Annotated in this window: 16 protein-coding genes; 13 read left to right on the top strand and 3 right to left on the bottom strand. The window is 68.8% G+C overall.

Annotated features, from left to right (window positions below):
• Positions 1-216 precede the first annotated feature (216 nt).
• The 8 genes from HVO_RS04415 (at position 217) to HVO_RS04380 (ending at position 7,914) form a co-directional block, all read left to right on the top strand.
• Positions 217-618 (top strand): nuclear transport factor 2 family protein, encoded by a 402-nt coding sequence (locus HVO_RS04415; protein ID WP_004040932.1) that lies wholly within the window; start codon positions 217-219, stop codon positions 616-618.
• Positions 615-1,592: an LLM class flavin-dependent oxidoreductase gene (locus HVO_RS04410; protein WP_004040931.1), complete on the top strand. Its 978-nt coding sequence runs from the start codon at positions 615-617 to the stop codon at positions 1,590-1,592. The genes HVO_RS04415 and HVO_RS04410 overlap by 4 nt, the downstream gene beginning before the upstream one ends.
• 66 nt (positions 1,593-1,658) lie before the next feature.
• Positions 1,659-2,318 (top strand): isochorismatase family protein, encoded by a 660-nt coding sequence (locus tag HVO_RS04405; RefSeq protein ID WP_004040930.1) that lies wholly within the window; start codon positions 1,659-1,661, stop codon positions 2,316-2,318.
• Complete coding sequence (locus HVO_RS04400) at positions 2,315-3,715, top strand: dihydroorotase (protein WP_004040929.1); 1,401 nt, start codon at positions 2,315-2,317, stop codon at positions 3,713-3,715. The genes HVO_RS04405 and HVO_RS04400 overlap by 4 nt, the downstream gene beginning before the upstream one ends.
• Positions 3,716-3,910: 195 nt before the next feature.
• The gene (locus tag HVO_RS04395; RefSeq protein WP_004040928.1) at positions 3,911-5,116 is read left to right on the top strand and encodes a CaiB/BaiF CoA transferase family protein; all 1,206 of its coding nucleotides are present in this window, start codon (positions 3,911-3,913) and stop codon (positions 5,114-5,116) included.
• Positions 5,113-6,072, top strand: coding sequence for a hydroxymethylglutaryl-CoA lyase (locus HVO_RS04390; RefSeq protein WP_004040927.1), 960 nt, complete (start codon positions 5,113-5,115; stop codon positions 6,070-6,072). The genes HVO_RS04395 and HVO_RS04390 overlap by 4 nt, the downstream gene beginning before the upstream one ends.
• 1 nt (position 6,073) lies before the next feature.
• The gene (locus tag HVO_RS04385; protein WP_004040926.1) at positions 6,074-7,387 is read left to right on the top strand and encodes a 3-isopropylmalate dehydratase large subunit; all 1,314 of its coding nucleotides are present in this window, start codon (positions 6,074-6,076) and stop codon (positions 7,385-7,387) included.
• Positions 7,384-7,914 (top strand): 3-isopropylmalate dehydratase small subunit, encoded by a 531-nt coding sequence (locus HVO_RS04380; protein WP_004040925.1) that lies wholly within the window; start codon positions 7,384-7,386, stop codon positions 7,912-7,914. The genes HVO_RS04385 and HVO_RS04380 overlap by 4 nt, the downstream gene beginning before the upstream one ends.
• A 66-nt stretch (positions 7,915-7,980) precedes the next feature.
• On the opposite strand, the gene HVO_RS04375 is transcribed toward HVO_RS04380, so the two are convergent.
• Positions 7,981-9,114 carry an MFS transporter gene (locus HVO_RS04375; protein WP_004040924.1) on the bottom strand — a complete coding sequence of 378 codons (1,134 nt, stop codon included), beginning with the start codon at positions 9,112-9,114 and terminating at the stop codon, positions 7,981-7,983.
• Between the two features lie 366 nt (positions 9,115-9,480).
• Between HVO_RS04375 and HVO_RS04370 the strand changes: the two genes are divergently transcribed.
• Complete coding sequence (locus HVO_RS04370; protein ID WP_013035186.1) at positions 9,481-9,882, top strand: VOC family protein; 402 nt, start codon at positions 9,481-9,483, stop codon at positions 9,880-9,882.
• Positions 9,883-9,885: 3 nt separating this feature from the next.
• Here HVO_RS04370 and HVO_RS04365 read toward each other — a convergent pair whose 3' ends face one another.
• On the bottom strand, positions 9,886-10,536 hold the full coding sequence (locus HVO_RS04365) for a helix-turn-helix domain-containing protein (protein WP_004040922.1): 651 nt from the start codon (positions 10,534-10,536) through the stop codon (positions 9,886-9,888).
• A gap of 88 nt (positions 10,537-10,624) precedes the next feature.
• On the opposite strand from HVO_RS04365, the gene hutU reads away from it, so the two are divergent.
• Genes hutU through hutH form a run of 4 tightly spaced genes read left to right on the top strand, consistent with a single transcriptional unit; the run spans position 10,625 to position 16,244 of the window.
• Entirely contained in the window at positions 10,625-12,487 is a 1,863-nt protein-coding gene (hutU, locus tag HVO_RS04360) for a urocanate hydratase (protein ID WP_004040921.1), read from the top strand.
• Complete coding sequence (gene hutG / locus HVO_RS04355) at positions 12,484-13,434, top strand: formimidoylglutamase (protein ID WP_004040920.1); 951 nt, start codon at positions 12,484-12,486, stop codon at positions 13,432-13,434. The genes hutU and hutG overlap by 4 nt, the downstream gene beginning before the upstream one ends.
• A complete protein-coding gene (gene hutI, locus HVO_RS04350) occupies positions 13,427-14,665 on the top strand; it encodes an imidazolonepropionase (RefSeq protein ID WP_004040919.1) in 1,239 nt (412 codons plus the stop codon). Before hutG ends, hutI begins: the two co-directional genes overlap by 8 nt.
• On the top strand, positions 14,658-16,244 hold the full coding sequence (gene hutH / locus HVO_RS04345) for a histidine ammonia-lyase (protein WP_004040918.1): 1,587 nt from the start codon (positions 14,658-14,660) through the stop codon (positions 16,242-16,244). The genes hutI and hutH overlap by 8 nt, the downstream gene beginning before the upstream one ends.
• A 30-nt stretch (positions 16,245-16,274) precedes the next feature.
• Here hutH and HVO_RS04340 read toward each other — a convergent pair whose 3' ends face one another.
• The gene (locus HVO_RS04340; protein ID WP_013035145.1) at positions 16,275-17,510 is read right to left on the bottom strand and encodes an ABC transporter substrate-binding protein; all 1,236 of its coding nucleotides are present in this window, start codon (positions 17,508-17,510) and stop codon (positions 16,275-16,277) included.
• Positions 17,511-17,581 lie beyond the last annotated feature (71 nt).

The following is a 17,581-nucleotide window of genomic DNA, read 5'->3' as shown; positions in this document are numbered from 1 at the left end:
GCCTCCGGCGGTGGCGGTCCCAACGAACCTCCCGATTCCGCCGGTCTCAGCGGTGCGTGCGTGAGTAGAATCCCTCGCTGTTGCATCATCGCTTGCTGTTGCATATCGTTCGCCGTTGCGTCGTCCGCTGTCGCTCCGTCTCGGACGTTCAGGAATAACAGATAGTCAGGAATATCGGAGTGAAAAACTATGTGTGTCGAGAACACCCCATACCGCATGGACTCGCTACGAGACATCGTCGAGGAGTTCTTCGACCGCATGGGAGACGACCGCCGGAACACCGTCGGCGACCTGTTCGCCGAGGACGCCGTCATCTCCCTGCCGGGTGCGACGTTCGAGGGACCGACCGCGGCCTACGACTTCCTCGCGCACCTCGAACCGCGCTACGAGTGGGCGGCAAAGGAGTTCGACCGCTGGATAGAGGCGGGGGACACCGTCGTGAGCGTCGGGTCGCTCTACGGCGTCGCCAACGACGGTTCGGAGTTCTCCGACGTTCGCTACGTCGATATCTACGTCGTCCGCCGGGGTCTCATCGAGCGCCTCGACATCTGGAACGACCTCGCGGTCGACGGCGTCGTTCCGGTCGCGGACGCGCCCGCGAACTCGGCGGAGGAATGAGCGACCGAACCGCGGTTCTGTTCGCGCTTCGCGACGACCCCTCGCTCGTCGTGCGCGCCGAGGAACTCGGCTACGAGTCGGCGTGGGCCGCCGAGGGACAGGGCAAGACCGCCTTCGGAAAACTCGAACGCTGGGCCGTCCACACCGAGGAAATCGGCCTTGCGACGGGCATCGTCAACGTGTTCTCGCGGACGCCCGCGGCGCTCGCGGCGGCCGCGGCGACGCTCGACGACCACTCCGACGGGCGCGCGATTCTCGGCCTCGGCGTCGCCCACCCCGGCGTCGTCGAGGCGTTCCACGGTGTCCCCTTCGACCGCCCGCTGTCGCGCCTCCACGAGTACGTCGAACTCGTCCGGCGCTACCTCCGCGGCAACGCCGACTCCTTCGACGGGGAGTTCTTCTCGCCCGAGCGCACGAGCTTCTGGGACGCCTTCGACCCCGTCCGCGAGGAGATACCCGTCTACAACGGCGCGCTCGGCCCGGCGAACGTCCGACTCACCGGGCAGGTCGCCGACGGCTGGCTCCCGAACCTCTATCCCCGACCGCAGTTCGAGGCGGCGCTGGAATGGCTCGACACCGGGGCCGCCCGCGCCGGGCGCGACCCGAGCGACGTGGACGTGGCGATGTACGTCCTCACGGCCGTCCACGACGACCCCGACGAGGCGCGGCGGGCGGCGGCCGAACACGTCGCCTACTACCTGCGGGACGTGCCGGGCTACTACGACCGCGCGGCCGAGCAGGCCGGCTTTGCCGACGAGGTCGAGGCGGTCCGCGCCGCGCCGACGACCGAGGCCGGGGCGCGCGAACTCTCGGCGGAGTTCCTCGACCTCGTGGCGCTGGTCGGCACGCCCGACGACGTGCGGGGGCGACTCGTCGAACTCCGCGAGATGGGCGTCGACCTCCCGGTCGTCCGCGCGCCCGCCGGCGTCGACCGCGAGTGGGTGGCGCGGACGCTGGAGGTGTTCGCCCCGTAACATGACGCCGGCGGACCGTGCCGTACTTTTATGCTGGATGCCACCGCATCTCAGGCGAAGCGAGTCATGACAGACCGTATCTGGGAGGACCTGCTATCCGAACAGGATAAACAGGTCATCACGAAGGCTGGTTACGACAAGGAGGGCGCCTCGTCGTGGGAGTCCCGCGGCATGGGCGAGAACCCGATGGTTCTCGTCATCGACATGCAGCGGCTCATCGTCGGCGAGAACGCCCCCATCCTCGACGCCGTCGAGGAGTATCGCACCGCGATGGGCGACATCGCGTGGGACGCCATCGAGCACATCGACCCGTTCCTCGACTTCGCGCGGGAGCAGGGGCTTCCGGTGACGTACACGCGGGTCGTCCCGTCGAGCTACGACGACCCCGACCACCCCGACCTCGACATCGTCGACCCGGTCGCGCCCGAGGAGGGCGACGCCGTCGTCGACAAATCCTACGCGTCGGCGTTCTACGGGACCGACCTGCTCTCGCGGCTCGTCCGCGGCGGCCACGACTCGGTCATCATCGTCGGCAACTCCACGAGCGGGTGCGTCCGGGCCACCGCGGTCGACGCCAAGCAGAACGGCTTCAGCGTCGTCCTGCCGCAGGAGTGCATCTTCGACCGCATCGAGGCGTCGCACAAGATTGGCCTCCTCGACCTGTGGATGAAGTACGCCGAGGTGCTCGAGACCGAGGCGGTCGAAGAGTGGGTCGAGACGCTATGACCCACGACCTCGTCATCTCGAACGGCACCGTCGTCACGCCCGAACACGGCAGCTTCGCGGCCGACGTGGCGGCCGACGGCGAGACAATCTCCGCCGTCGCCGCGCCCGGCACGCTCTCGGGCGAGACGGAAATCGACGCGACGGGCAAGCACGTGCTGCCGGGCGCGATCGACCCGCACACCCACCACGGCATCTACCGCGGACTGGAGGCGGACGCCGAGTCCGAGTCCAAGTCCGACCTCGTCGGCGGCGTGACCACCATCGGGAACTACTTCCGCCGGGCGGGGGCCTACGAGGACATCATGCCGGGCTACTTCGACGAGGCGGAGCCGAACTACTACCACGATTACTTCTTCTCGCTCGGCCTGCTCTCGATGGAACACGTCGAGGAGATTCCCGCCATCATCGAGGAGTTCGGCATCACGACGTTCAAGTGGTACATGAACTATAAGGACGCCGCCCGCGAGAAGTTCGGCGTCGACTGCGACATGCACGACGACTTCGGCGACGCCTTCGTGCGGAAACTCGCCGAACAGGACGTGCCGACGACGCTCGGCTACCACTCCGAGAACGTCGAAATCACGAACGCGCTCGCCGGCGGCAACGTCTACGTCACCTCCGAGTCCGACGACACCGACGCCGACGCCGACGAGGGCTACGAGGTGATGGTCGAGGAGTTCCCCGGCTACGCCGAGACCCAGAGCATGGTCGCCGGGGCCGCGCTCGCCAAGGTCCACGGCTACGACGACCGCTTCTACGCGGTCCATATCTCCGCCGGGGAGACGGCCGACGAACTCGCCGCGCTCCACGACGCGGGCTACCGGGCGTGGGGCGAGACGTGTATCCACTACCTCGCGCTCACCACCGAGGAGTGCGACGAGCGCATGAAAGTCAACCCGCCGGTTCGGTCGAAAGCCGACCAAGAGACGCTCTGGGAGCGCCTCGCCGACGGCACCGTCTCGACTATCGGCACCGACCACTGCGCCAACCTCGCGGAGAACAAGTTCGGCGAGGGCATCCGCGACAGCCTGCTCGGGTTCCCCTCGACGCCCGTGATGCTCCCGCTCATCCTCTCGGAGGGCGTCAACGAGGGCCGCATCTCGCTCGAACGCGCCGTCGAGGTGACGAGCACCAACGCGGCGAAGGCGTTCAATCTCTACCCGAGGAAGGGAACCGTCAGGGTCGGCAGCGACGCCGACCTCGCCGTCGTCGACCTCGACGAGACGAAGACGGTCACGCCGGAACTGTTACACAGCGTCAGCGGCTACTCCCCCTACGAGGGCCGAGCAGTCACCGGCTGGCCGACTCAGACCGTCGTGAAGGGCGAACTCGCCTACGACGACGGCGACATCGTCGGCACGAAAGGGTACGGAACCCACATCGACCGGCCGGTGTGACCCCGTCGGACGGCCGGAGCCACCATCCGACCGGCTCGACCGACTCGACCGACCTACCCCACCGACGACCCGGACTGACCGGCCACGCGGAACCGGGCACACCGACGACCACCACACGCGACCGGGCACGCGGACGCGAACACGCACCACCAGACGACCACCACACGCGACACAGAACGAGAAGACACACACGACATGACGAACGACACGAACGGACCACTCGACGGCCTCGTCGTCCTCGAAGCCGGGTCGATGATATCCGGCCCGACCGTCGGCCGCTTCATGGCCGACTTCGGGGCGACGGTCATCAAAATCGAACACCCGGCGTTCGGTGACCACATCCGCCGCTTCGGTCCACAGAAAGACGGCGTCGGCCTCTGGCACAAGTACCTCTCGCGGAACAAGCAGTCTATCACCCTGAACATCTCCACCGACGAGGGCGCGGCGGTGTTCGAGGACCTCGTGGGCGAGGCCGACCTCCTCATCGAGAACTTCCGACCCGGCACGCTCGAACGCTGGAACGTCGGCTGGGAGCGCCTCTCCGAGGTCAACGACGACCTCGTGATGCTCCGGCTGTCCGGCTTCGGCCAGACCGGCCCGTATTCCGAGCGCCCCGGATTCGGGACGCTCGCGGAGGCCATGTCCGGCTTCGCCTACCTCAACGGCTTCCCCGACTCGCCCCCGTTGCTCCCGCCGACCGGCCTCGCAGACAACATCGCGGCGCTGTTCTCGACGTTCGCGGTGATGTTCGCGCTCTACCACCGCGACGTCCACGGCGGCGGCGGCCAGTACATCGACACGAGCCTCATCGAACCCATCTTCGGCCTGCTCGGGCCGCAACCGCTCCGCTACGACCAACTCGGTGCAATCGAGTCGCGGTCGGGCAACCGCTCGACCTCGTCGGCTCCGCGGAACGTCTACCGGACGGGCGACGACCGCTGGGTCGCCATCTCCGCGAGCGCCCAACCGCTCGCAGAACGGACCTTCGACGCCATCGGCCGCCCCGACCTGAAGGACGACCCGCGGTTCGAGACCAACGAGGACCGACTGGAACACGTCGACGAACTCGACGCCATCATCCAAGACTGGATGGACGACCACAGCCGCGAGGAGGTGCTCGACGCGTTCGAGGCGGCCGACGCGACGCTCGCGCCCGTCTACAACGTCGAGGACATCCTCAACGACGAACACTACGCGGCGCGCGAGGCGTTCCTGACGGTCGACGACCCGGACCTCGGCGAGGCGGTCGTCCAGAACGCCTTCCCGAAGTTCTCGGAGACGCCGGGGCGGGTCGACCACCTCGGGCCGTCGCTCGGTGAACACAACGACGCGGTCTACCGCGACCGACTCGGCTACGACGAGTCGGTGCTTTCGGACCTCGAAGCGGAGGACGTGATATGAGCCTCCTCGACTCGCTTCCGGAGCGCGTCCACGTCGTCGAGATGCTGCCTCGCGACGGGTTCCAGCGCCTCGACGAGTTCGTCCCGACCGACGAGAAAGTCGAGATAATCGACGCCCTCTCGGACACCGGCGTGGACGAAATCGAGCTCTCGTCGTTCACCCACCCGAAGGCCGTCCCGACCCTGCGGGACGCCGACGAGGTGGCGACGCGAATCACCCGCCGCGACGGCGTGACCTACCGGGCGCTCGTCCCCAACCTCCGGGGCATGGAGCGCGCCGTCGAGGCCGAGGTGGACAAGGTGAACGCGCTCGTCACGGTGAGCGAGACCTACACGAGCAAAAACCAGAACCGCACCCGCGAGGAGGTGCTCGCGGAGATGGACGACATCGTCGACCTCGCCCACGACCACGGCATCGAGGTCGAAGCCGGGATGGGAACGAGCTTCTACTGCCCCTACGAGGGCGCAATCGACCCCGCGGAGACGCTCGCGGTCGTCGACAGCGTCGTCGACTCCGGCGTCGACGAGGTGACGCTGGCGACGACGATGGGCCTCGCCAACCCCGTCGAAATCACGGAGCGGTTCACCGCCGCGTTCGAAGCCCACCCCGGCCTCGACATGGGCCTGCATCTCCACGACACGAACGGGATGAGCCTCGCCAACACGCTGGCCGCGATGGCCGTCGGCGTCGACCGCTTCGACGCCTCGGTCTGCGGCCTCGGCGGCGGCGTCGTCCTCCCCGGCGACATGTCCGGCGTCGGCAACACGCCGACCGAGGACCTCGTCCAGATGCTCGAACGCATGGGCGTCGGTCACGGGGTCGATTTCGGCCGCATCGAGGCGGCCGCCCACGACGTGTCCGACCGACTGGGCCTCGGCCTGACGAGTCACGTCCTCGCGGGCGGCACCGTCGAGGGCGTCCTCGACACCGTCGCGGCCGACGGGGAGGCGGACTGAGATGGCCGGCAAGACCCTCGCGGAGAAGCTGCTGTCGGAGAAATCGGGCACCGACGCCCGCGCCGGCGACTACGTCGAGGCCGACGTGGACGTGGCGATGGCCCACGACATCACCGGGCCGCTCGCGTTCCAGACGTTCGACGAGGTGACGGGCGACGACGGCGAGCTGTTCGCGCCCGACCGCACCGTCTTCACCATCGACCACCACGCCCCCGCAGACGGGGTGCAGGCCGCGAACAACCACAACGCCGTCCGCGAGTTCGCGGCGAAACACGGCGCACACCAGTTCGACGTGGGCGACGGCATCTGCCACGCCGTCCTCGTCGAGGAGGGCTTCGTCGGCCCCGGCGACCTCGTCATCGGCGCGGACTCCCACTCGACGACCTACGGCGGCATCGGCGCGTTCGGGACCGGCGTCGGCTCGACCGACCTCGGGACCGCGCTCGCGACGGGCGAACTCTGGTTCCGCGTCCCGAAGACGCTCCGCTTCGAGGTCGACGGCGACCTCGGAGACGGCGTCTACGCGAAGGACCTCATCCTTCGGTTCATCGGTGACGTGGGCTTCGACGGCTGTACCTACATGGCCGCCGAGTACGCCGGGAGTACCATCGAGTCGCTCCCGATTCACGAGCGCCTCGTCCTGTCGAACATGGCAATCGAGATGGGCGGCAAGACGGGCCTCGTCGCGCCCGACGAGCGCACCGAGTCGTACCTCGAACGCCAGACCGGGAACGAAATCGACCTCGGGGACGCGTTCGTCTCCGACGACGACGCCGACTACGAGGCGGTCCACAGCTACGACGCGGCCGCCCTCGCCCCGCAGGTCTCGAAGCCGTCGAACCCCGAGAACGCGGTCGACGTGACCGAGGTCGCGGGCACCGAAATCGACCAGCTGTTCGTCGGCACCTGCACGAACGGCCGGTACGAGGACATCAAGGTCGTCGCTGACATCCTCGAAGGCGAGACCATCGCCCCGAACGTCCGGCTGGTCGTCGTCCCCGCCTCGAAGTCCGTCTACCAGCACATGCTCCAGACGGGCGTCTTCCAGACGCTCACCGACGCCGGCGCGGTCATCCAGAGCGCCGGCTGTGGCCCCTGTGCGGGCTACCATCAGGGCGTCCTCGGCGACGGCGACGTCTGTCTCGCCACGGCGAACCGGAACTTCCCCGGCCGCGAGGGGTCGATGGAGTCGTCGGTCTACCTGTCGAGTCCGGCGACCGTCGGCGCGAGCGCGCTGTACGGCGAAATCACGGACCCCCGCGAGGTCGAGACGAAACGCTACGACGACACGGTCTTCGCGGAGGTGCTGCCATGACGGACGCGTTCGCCGGCGACGGCGGCCGCCCGGACCCCGCCGAACCCGGTCGCGCGTGGGTCTTCGGCGACAACATCGACACCGACCAGATAACGCCGTCGCGATTCATCGTCTCGTCGGACCCCGACGAACTCGCCACCCACGCCTTCGAGGACCTCAGACCCGAGTTCTCCGAGTCGGTCGAACCCGGTGACTTCGTCGTCGCCGGCGAGAACTTCGGCAGCGGGTCGTCGCGGGAGCACTCGCCGCTGTCGCTCGTCGGCGCGGGCGTCTCGGCGGTCGTCGCGCAGTCGTTCGCGCGCATCTTCTTCCGCAACGCCATCAACCTCGGCCTGCCGGTGCTCATCTGCCCCGGCGCGGACGTCATCGAGGACGACGACGAGATTCACGTCGACCTCGACGCGGGCGTCGTGACGAACCACACGCGAGACGAAACCTACGAGGCGGAGGCGCTCCCCGAGTTCCTCCAGTCGCTCGTCGAACAGGGAGGACTGAAAGCCTACACGAAGGCGAAACTCGACGGCTGAGCGGGCACTCGGCTCACGTTGTACGGCTTCCGCGCACCCGAAGCACTCGACGCACCGAACGACCGCTCACCGCTTGCGCGCGTCCCAGTAGAGCAGCCCGGCGGAGACGACGAGACAGACCGCGAGTCCCGCGAACGCGGCGACGTAGCTCGCGTAGGTGGCGACGATGCCGACGTAGGCCGGCCCCAGCGCGTTCGCGCCGAGGAACAGCGCCCGCGCGGCCCCGAGGTCGGCCCCGCGGTCGGCGTCGGGCGCGTTGTCCATGATGATGGCGTCCGCGAGCGGGAACTCCGTCTTGTAGCCGGCCGCGAGCGCGACGACGGAGACGTAGATGAGCGGGCGAGCCTCCACGGCCGAGAGGACGGCGAGTGCACCCGCGGCCGCGAGCATCCCGACGACGGCGATTGATTCGCGTCGGAACCGGTCGCTCAGGCCGCCGGCGACGGGTTTGATGGTGATGCCGACGGCGAAGACGATGGCGAACGTCGCGCTCGCCAACTGCTGGTCGAACCCCTTCGCCTCGATGAGGTAGGTCGGAAAGAAGTTGATGAAGCCGCCGACCATGAAGTAAAACAGCCCGAACGCGAGGAGCGTCCGGCGCTGTTCCGCGCTGGCGAAGAGGCGTCGGAGCGTCCCCGAAACGTGGAGTTCGGGCGACCCCACGGCGTAGCCGTCTCTCGACCAGAGCGCGTAGAGGACGGTGAGTCCCGCGAGGACGACGGCGACCGGCAGGAACGGCGTCCGCCACGTCGCGTAGGTCAACGCGAGGATGGCGAGCCCCGAGGAGACGAGGCCGCCGAGGTCGGTACCGGCGGCGTAGAGGCCGAGCGCCCGGCCGCGGCGTTCGACGAACAGGTCAGAGAGGAGCGCCCGCGAGGGGATGGCGAACAGCCCCTTCCCGAGTCCCGTGATAACCGCGGCGGCGACGAAGCCCGCGAGGCCGCCGGCGAGACCGAACGTGAGGAAGCCGAGGACGAGGATGCTCAGTCCGGGGACGATGAGCGTCGCCCGCGTCCACCGGTCGGAGTACTCGCCGCCGGGGTACTGAGTGATGGCGTAGACGCTCTGAAACAGCGCCAGCGCGATGCCGGCGGTCGCCTCCGTTATCTGGAGTTCCTCGATGATGGTCGGCAGCAGCGGCGACAAGAGAAACCGACCCGTCTGGAGGACCGCCCACGCCAGCGACACGGTGACTAACATCCGACCCGGGTAGCCCGCAAGCAAGCGCTCGTCGGATGTCGGCTGTTGGTTCACACCCACGGTACACCGACCTGCTACCAATGGGTTACGATTGCGGAACGACGGTTCCGGTTGTCGGCGTCGCGGTTCCCCCGAGGGATTGATCGTCTTATAAACAATATACAGTTTATTCAAAGAACCCGACATTGGGTACTTGGTTTGTAAATGTGTTTCTAAACCGCCCTAAACGACACAATCTCTACAAATTCTACAATTTCTAAAATCTCCACAGTTTTAAACTCACCTCGGTTTATTTTTGGTTCCGGCTCTCCGTCCCCGATGACCGCCGCACGAATTTTTACCATCTTCGCCCGCGACGGGGCGGGCATGGACGCGACGGCAATCGACCACGTGAACCTCCGCATCCCCGCCGACGGCCTCGACGCCGCGGTCGGGTTCTACCGCGACGCGCTCGGCTTCGACGTCGAGAACCGCGACCTGTTCGAGTCGGGCGAAAAGCCATTCATCTCCGTGCGGCTCACCCCGGCGAGCGTCATCCACCTCCGCCCGGCCGAGGACTTCGAACCGCCGGCTGAGACCGCCTTCGACCACGTCGCCATCGAGTTCGCCCACGACATCGACGAGCTTTGCGACCACCTCGAAGCGGCGGGCGTCGAAATCGACCGCCGACTCGAACCCCTCGGGGCGACGGGCGTCGCGCCCGCGGTGTACGTCACCGACCCGTTCGGCTACACGCTGGAACTGAAAGCCGCGCCCGACGCCGACTGAGCCTTACAGTACGTACTGCGCGACCGAGTCCATCACTTTTCGCTCCGCCCGGCGCAGGTGTTCCTCGGCGGTGCGCCGCGAGACGCCCATCTCGTCGGCGATGGTCGCCGTCTCGATACCGCGCGGGAGGTCGTAGTAGCCGCCGGCGTGGGCCAGTCGGAGCGCCTCGCGCTGGCGGCCGGTGAGCGCGGGCATCGCGTCGGCGGGGGCCAAAAGCGGGCCGCTCCCGCTGGCGAACGACACCGCGCGTTTGGACTCGACGCTCACGTCGAAGCCGCTGTCCACGAGGTCGCGGAAGCACGCCGTCAGGTCGTCGGCCGAGACGGCGAGCAGACGGCACACTTTGGCCCCGCCGCGGTAGCGAAGCGGCGGCACGAGGAGGAGGCCGTGTTTCCGCACGTAGCCCTCGATGTGGTCTATCTCGTGGTCGCGGAGGCAGTCGGCGGTGACGACGACCAACTCGTCGCCGCGCTCGACCGACGCCGCCACGCCGACGGTGTCGCGGACGCGGTCGAGCACGTCGCTGCCGGCCTCGCCGCTGACGTGGAGCATGTCGCAGTGCTCGTTGCACCACAGTTCGACGCTCGCGGCGTTGCCCGCCGTCGCCGCCGCGTAGGCGCTGTCGTCTCTGATTCGGAGGCTCGCCTCGTACATACGCGGACCGTTGGTCCGGCGATGATATATAAATACCACACCGCACGGTGGGTGAATTGCTACCCGTGTCGCGCCCGAACTCTGTGGTATGCACGACCAGCAATCGTCGGCGCGCCGGGACCGACTCGGTGACCCGAGCGACGAGTGGCGCGCGTATCAGGGCGCGCCCACCGGGACGGACATCGAGTGCAAGGGGTGGCGACAGGAGGCGGCGCTCCGGATGCTCAACAACAACCTCGACCCCGAGGTGGCCGAGCGCCCCGAGGACCTCGTCGTTTACGGCGGGACCGGCCGCGCCGCCCGCTCGTGGGACGCCTACGACGCGATTCTCACCGAACTCCGCGACCTCGACGACGACGAGACGCTCCTCGTCCAGTCGGGCAAGCCGGTCGGGACGTTCCCGACCCACGAGCGCGCCCCGCGCGTCCTCATCGCCAACTCCAACCTCGTCGGCCGCTGGGACGACTGGGAGCACTTCCACGAACTGGAGGCCGAGGGCAAAATCATGTACGGCCAGATGACCGCCGGGTCGTGGGCGTACATCGGCACGCAGGGCATCATTCAGGGAACCTACGAGACGCTGGCCGAACTCGCCCGCCAGCGCTACGACGCCGACCTCCGGGGGAAGCTCGTCGTCACCGGCGGTCTCGGCGGTATGAGCGGCGCACAGCCCCTCGCGGTGACGATGAATCGCGGGGTCTGTATCGCCGCCGAGGTGCAGGCCGACCGCATCGAGCGCCGGGTCGAGACGGACTACCTGATGGAGTTCGCTGACTCGCTGGACGAGGCGCTCGAAAACGCCAACGCGGCCATCGACGCGGGCGAACCCTACAGCGTCGGCGTCCAGATGAACGCCGCCGACATGCTCGAAGAACTGCTCGCGCGCGACGAGATTCCGGACGTGGTCACCGACCAGACCAGCGCCCACGACGAACTCGAAGGCTACTACCCGAGCGGCTACACCGTCGCGGAGGCCGACCGACTCCGCGAGGACGACCCCGAGAAGTACGTCGACGCCAGCCTCGACACGATGGAGCGCCACGTGCAGGCCATCCTCGACCTGCAGGACGCGGGCGCAATCGCCTTCGAGTACGGCAACAACATCCGCGGGCAGGTCCAGAACCACCGCGGAATGACGACCGCGTTCGACTTCCCGGGCTTCGTCCCGGCGTACATCCGCCCGATGTTCTGCCGCGGGCGCGGGCCGTTCCGATGGGCCGCGCTCTCCGGCGACCCCGCCGACATCCACCGCACCGACGAGGCGATTCGAGAGCTCTTCCCCGAACACGAGTCGCTCATGCGCTGGATAGACCTCGCACAGGAGCAGGTGTCGTTTCAGGGGCTTCCCTCGCGCGTCTGCTGGCTCGGCTACGCCACCGACGACGAGGGGCTCACGGAGCGCGCCCGATTCGCCCTGAAAATCAACGACCTCGTCGCGTCGGGCGAGGTGTCCGCGCCGGTCGTCGTCACCCGCGACCACCTCGACGCCGGGTCGGTCGCCAGCCCGTACCGCGAGACCGAGGCGATGCGCGACGGCACCGACGCGGTCGCCGACTGGCCCATCCTGAACGCGCTCCTCAACACCGCCGCGGGCGCGGACATCGTGAGCGTCCACGACGGCGGCGGCGTCGGCATCGGCAACTCGCTCCACGCGAACAACCACGTCGTCCTCGACGGCTCGGACCTCGCGGCGAAGAAGGCCCGCGCCGTCTTCACGACCGACCCCGGCATGGGCGTCATCCGCCACGCCGACGCCGGCTACGAGGACGCGCTGGACGAGGCGACCCGGTCGAACGTCCGCATTCCGATGCGGGACCACGACGCGGCCGCGCGTACCGAACGCTCCGAGCGCTCCGAGCGCTCCGAGCGCGCCGACCGCGCCGACCGCACGGCCGAAGACGGCGGCCACGCGACCGAGACCGGCGAATCCGCCGGCCGAGGTGACGAATGACCCGACCCGACCCGCTCGCGTGGGAGGGAACGTCGTCGGACCCGAACGACGAGCAGTTCGGCCACGTCGTCTCCCCGACCGACATCGAGGACGCGGGCGACTTCCGCGCCGTCATCGTGGGCGAACCGTACGACGGGGCCGTCATCGGTCGGCGCGGTGCCCGCGAGGGCCCGGCCGCGATTCGGCGCGCCCTCGCCGGCGTCAAGACCCACCACTTCGACGAGGGGCCGGTCGCCGGCGTCGCCGACCTCGGCGACCTCCCGGTCAAGGCGTACAACGACGCGGACGACCCCGAGAACCACGTCGCGGACGTGCAGGCCATCGTCGCCGACGAGGCCGCGCCCGTCTACGAGCGCGGCGCGCTCCCGGTCTTCCTCGGCGGCGACAACTCCCTGTCGGTCGGGAACGTCACGCCGCTTCTCGGCGGCGACGACTCGGTCGGCGTCGTGAGCTTCGACGCCCACCTCGACTGCCGCGCCCCCGCCGACGGCCCGACGAGCGGGACGCCCTACCGCCAACTGTTCGACGCCGGACTCGACCGCCTCGCCGTGGTCGGCGCGCGCCACTTCGAGACCTCGACGGCCTACGCCGACTTCCTGCGCGAGTCGGGCGGCACCATCCTCACCGCCGACGAGGTCGGCCGCGACCCCGTCGAGACAGCCGATTTCGCCCTCGACGCCGTCGCCGCCTGCGACCGCGTCTTCGTCAGCCTCGACGTGGACGTGTTGGACCAGACGGCCGCGCCGGGCGCGAGTGCGCCGACCCCCGGCGGCGTCACCACCCGCGAACTGTTCTCGATGCTCCGCCGCGTCGCGGCCGCCCCCCGCGTCGTCGGCTTCGAGGTCGTGGAGTGCGCGCCGCCGCTGGACGACGAGGACGGCCGAACCGTCAGCGCGGCCGCCCGCGCGGTCGCCCACTTCCTCGCGGGGGTGGTGTCTCGTGACTGACGCAGGCTCCACGGCCGGCCTCACGGTCGTCCACGACGCGGCCGAACTGGTCGTCGGCCCCGACGAGGGAACCGGCGTCGTCGTCCTCGAAGACGCCGCGTTCGCCGCGCTCGACGGCGAAGTCGTCGCCGTCGGCCCCACGGCCGAAGTACTCGCGGACTACCCGGTCGAAGACGCCGAGACGGCCATCGACGCGACCGACAAGACGGTTCTCCCGGGCTTCGTCGACCCGCACACCCACGCGCTCTTTGCGGGCGACCGCTCCGACGAGTTCGTGGCGAAGTTGCAGGGCGCGACCTACGAGGACATTCTCGCCGACGGCGGCGGCATCCTCCGCACCGTCGACGCGGTCCGCGGGGTCTCCGACGACGAGTTGGCGGTGACCCTCGCCGACCACCTCGACGCGATGCTCGCCCACGGGACGACGACGGTCGAGGTGAAGACCGGCTACGGCCTCGACACCGAGACCGAACTGCGGATGCTCTCGGTCATCGACGCGGCCGGCTCGGACCACCCGGTGGACGTGATTCCGACGTTCATGGGCGCGCACGCCGTTCCGCGCGGCGCGGACGCTGAGGAGTACACCGAGTCGGTCGTCTCCGACCAACTCCCGGCAGTCGCAGCGCAGGGTATCGCCGAGTTCTGCGACGTGTTCTGCGAGCGCGGCGTGTTCACCGCCGAGCAGTCCCGTCGGATTCTGGACGCGGGCCGCGACCACGGCCTCACGCCGAAGATTCACGCCGACGAGTTCGCCGCCATCGGCGGCACCGACGTGGCGGCCTCGGTCGGTGCGGCCAGCGCGGACCACCTACTCCACACCGACGACGAGGGCCGAGACACGCTCGTCGACGCCGGCGTCACGCCCGTGCTGCTCCCGGGCACGGCGTTCGGTCTCGGAGCCGACTACGCCGACGCCCGCGCCTTCCTCGACGCGGGCCACGAGGTCGCGCTCGCCACCGATTTCAACCCGAACTGCTTCGCTCGAAGCATGAGTTTCGTCGCCACTCTCGCCAGCGTCGGGATGCGAATGACTCCACACGAGGCCATCCGCGGCGTCACGAGCGCCGCCGCGGGTGCGCTCGACCGCGACGACGGCACGGGCACGCTCCGCACCGGGGCTCCCGCCGACGCCGTCGTGCTCGACGTGCCGACCGCGTCACACCTCTCGTACCGGTTCGACACGAACCCCGTTTCGACCGTGCTGAAATCGGGGGTGGTCGCCCGTGAGTGACCGCGCAGGCCTCCCCGACTCGGTCGTCCTCGACGGCGAGTCGCTGACGCCGGAGGACGTGGCCGCCGTTTCACGCCACGACGCACCCGTCGAACTCGCCGCCGAGTCGCGAGAGCGGATGCGCGAGTCGCGCGAGCGCGTCGAATCCGTCCTCGACTCCGGCGAACCGGTGTACGGCGTCAACACCGGCTTCGGCCACCTCGTCGAGACGCACATCGACCGCGAGGACATCGAGCGCCTCCAGACGAATCTCGTCCGGAGCCACGCCGCCGGCGCGGGCCGCGAACTCACCCGCGAGGAGGTCCGGTCGATGATGGTCAGTCGGGCCAACACGCTCGTAAAGGGCTTTTCGGGTATCCGACCCTCGGTTGTCGACCTGCTCGTCTCGATGCTCAACGAGGGCGTCCAGCCGGTCGTCCGCTCCCGCGGGAGCCTCGGCGCGAGCGGCGACCTCGCACCCCTCGCGCACATGGCGCTCGTCCTCATCGGCGAGGGCGAAGCCCGCGTCGGCGGCGAGCGACTGCCGGGCGACGAAGCCCTGCGAGCGGTCGGTTTGGAGCCGGTAACGCTCGCCTCCAAAGAAGGTCTCGCGCTCATCAACGGGACGCAACTGACGGTCGGCCTCGCCGCGCTGTTCGTCGTCGACGCCGAGCGAACAATCGAGGCCGCCGACGCCGCGGGCGCGCTCGCGACCGAAGTCACGATGGGAACCACGGCGAACTGTGACCCCGCCATCCACGAGGTTCGTCCTCACCCCGGCCAGCAAGAGAGCGCGGCCGCGATTCGCCGCCTCACCGCCGGCTCGACCGTCCTCGAATCGCACAAGGACTGCGAGCGCGTGCAGGACGCCTACTCGATTCGCTGTCTCCCGCAGGTCCACGGCGCGGTCAGAGACGCCGTCTCGCACCTCCGCGAGGCCGTCGAGGTCGAACTCAACAGCGTCACCGACAACCCGCTCGTCTTCCCGGCGGGCGCGGTGGACGAGCGCGCGCCCGGCACCGACGTGGCCGCCGTCGTCTCCGCCGGCAACTTCCACGGCGAACCGCTGGCGCTCCGCCTCGACTACGCCGCCGGCGCGCTGACCGAACTCGCGGCCATCTCCGAGCGCCGGACCGACCGGATGCTCAACCCCGACGTACAGGAGTCGTATCTCCCGCCGTTCCTGACCGAACGCAGCGGGCTCCGCTCCGGCTACATGATTGCGCAGTACACCGCCGCGGCGCTCCTCAACGAGTGTCGGTCGCTCGGTCGCCCCTCTATCGACTCGACGCCCGTCAGCGGCGGGCAGGAAGACCACGTGAGCATGAGCGGCCAGAGCGCCCTCAACGCCCGCACGGTCGCCGAGAACGTCGCGACCATCGTCGGCGTCGAACTCCTCTGTGGGTCGCAAGCCGCCGAGTTCCTCGACGAGGGCCTCGAACTCGGGACCGGCACTGGGGCCGTCCGCGACGCGATTCGGTCCGTGGTTCCGCCGCTGGACGAGGACCGCCGGCTCGACGGCGAACTGGAGACTGCGGCCGACCTCGTTCGGTTCGGCGCGATTCGCGCGGCCATCGCGGACGCCGGGCTCTCCGGCTGAGCGGGCGCGCCAGTACCGCCGGTCGCCGGCTCAGAGGTTCCCGTTGATGATGTCGGCGACGCGCTGCCGGTCGAACAGCTGTTCCTCCTCGGGAATCTCGGGGTACGGTCCCTCGCTGTACTGGGGCCACGCGCCGAAGCGGTCGGGGGAGAGCTGTTTCGCGGTCATCTCCAACTGGAACAGATTGAGTATCGGTCCCTGGTAGCGGCCGCCCTGCGCGTAGATGCGGTCGTTCTTCACGGCCGAAATCTCGGCTCCGACGGGGTCGTCCTGGAATCCCGTCCGGATGTCGGGCATGCTCGTGTTCGGGTGCATCCCGCCGAGCGTGAGAATCACGTCGGGGTCGGCTTCGAGGAGCGTTTCGAAGTCGACGGTCGACCCGGACTCGACGTCGTCGCCGAACGCGCTGACCGGCTTCAGCGGGCGGGTGTGGGCGGTCAGGAATCCGGGCGTGCTCAGGTTGTAGGCGTAGATGGACTCCAGGTCGCTCGGGCCGAGAAGCACGGCGGTCGGCCGGTCTTCTTCCGCGGGGAGGTCCGCCGCAATCGTCGCGAGCAGTTCCTCGTGGACCGCGGCGAGCGCCTCGTACTTCGCCTCCGCTTGGAGCACCTGTGCGACCTTGGCGAATATCTCCCAGAGGCCGTAGTATTCGTAGGCGTCGACCCACTCGGTCGGCGGCGCTTGGTGCCGCGCGCTGAAGCTGTTGCCGAACCACGGACTGATGTTCTCCTCGATTTCGTCGAGGTCGGCCTGACTCCAACTGCCGAGCGCGGAGACGCTGGCGGGGTCGGCCAGATGCACGTCGCTGTCGAGTTCGTAGAGCCGCTCTTTCGACGGCTCCCACGACGAGTACAGGCCGGTCCAGTCGAGTTCGACGCCGGGGAGACGCGGCGTGAACTGGTTCCACAGCGCGTCGTAGTAGTCGGGGGCGTGCATCGCGTTGACGGCGTCGCCGTGGCCGAGCGCGAACGCCATCCCCGCGTGGTGGGTTAGCCGCGTGAAGATGCTCTCGGGGACGCCCTCGAACGTCACGTCGCCCATCGGTGCCATCGACACCGTGTACGAACTGCCGTCGGCCGTCGACTCCGCGGTCGACTCGCTCGTCGCCGTCGCGTCGGCGGTCGCGGTGGTATCCGTCGCGGCCGCGTCCGTCGCCGTCGCGTCCGACTCGGACGAACCGGTACAGCCGGCGAGCAATCCGCCGGCGGCGACCGAACCGCCGTAGGTCAAGAACTTCCTGCGCGTTGGTCCGTCGCTGTCTGTCATCGTGCTTTTAGGGCGACCTAATACATATAGACGTACCGATTTAGGCACGCCGAAACTCCGAAACGGATTTA

Source organism: Haloferax volcanii DS2 (genome assembly GCF_000025685.1).
Lineage (GTDB): Archaea > Halobacteriota > Halobacteria > Halobacteriales > Haloferacaceae > Haloferax > Haloferax volcanii.
The sequence above is the reverse complement of the archived record's forward strand: the minus strand, read 5'-3'. Positions and strand labels throughout refer to the sequence as shown.

Excerpts from the sequence above, each read along its gene's own strand:
- HVO_RS04415 (WP_004040932.1), top strand. The coding sequence starts at position 217 with ATGGACTCGCTACGAGACATCGTCGAGGAGTTCTTCGACCGCATGGGA.
- HVO_RS04410 (WP_004040931.1), top strand. The coding sequence starts at position 615 with ATGAGCGACCGAACCGCGGTTCTGTTCGCGCTTCGCGACGACCCCTCG.
- HVO_RS04405 (WP_004040930.1), top strand. The coding sequence starts at position 1,659 with ATGACAGACCGTATCTGGGAGGACCTGCTATCCGAACAGGATAAACAG.
- HVO_RS04400 (WP_004040929.1), top strand. The coding sequence starts at position 2,315 with ATGACCCACGACCTCGTCATCTCGAACGGCACCGTCGTCACGCCCGAA.
- HVO_RS04395 (WP_004040928.1), top strand. The coding sequence starts at position 3,911 with ATGACGAACGACACGAACGGACCACTCGACGGCCTCGTCGTCCTCGAA.
- HVO_RS04390 (WP_004040927.1), top strand. The coding sequence starts at position 5,113 with ATGAGCCTCCTCGACTCGCTTCCGGAGCGCGTCCACGTCGTCGAGATG.
- HVO_RS04385 (WP_004040926.1), top strand. The coding sequence starts at position 6,074 with ATGGCCGGCAAGACCCTCGCGGAGAAGCTGCTGTCGGAGAAATCGGGC.
- HVO_RS04380 (WP_004040925.1), top strand. The coding sequence starts at position 7,384 with ATGACGGACGCGTTCGCCGGCGACGGCGGCCGCCCGGACCCCGCCGAA.
- HVO_RS04375 (WP_004040924.1), bottom strand. The coding sequence starts at position 9,114 with ATGTTAGTCACCGTGTCGCTGGCGTGGGCGGTCCTCCAGACGGGTCGG.
- HVO_RS04370 (WP_013035186.1), top strand. The coding sequence starts at position 9,481 with ATGGACGCGACGGCAATCGACCACGTGAACCTCCGCATCCCCGCCGAC.
- HVO_RS04365 (WP_004040922.1), bottom strand. The coding sequence starts at position 10,536 with ATGTACGAGGCGAGCCTCCGAATCAGAGACGACAGCGCCTACGCGGCG.
- hutU (WP_004040921.1), top strand. The coding sequence starts at position 10,625 with ATGCACGACCAGCAATCGTCGGCGCGCCGGGACCGACTCGGTGACCCG.
- hutG (WP_004040920.1), top strand. The coding sequence starts at position 12,484 with ATGACCCGACCCGACCCGCTCGCGTGGGAGGGAACGTCGTCGGACCCG.
- HVO_RS04340 (WP_013035145.1), bottom strand. The coding sequence starts at position 17,510 with ATGACAGACAGCGACGGACCAACGCGCAGGAAGTTCTTGACCTACGGC.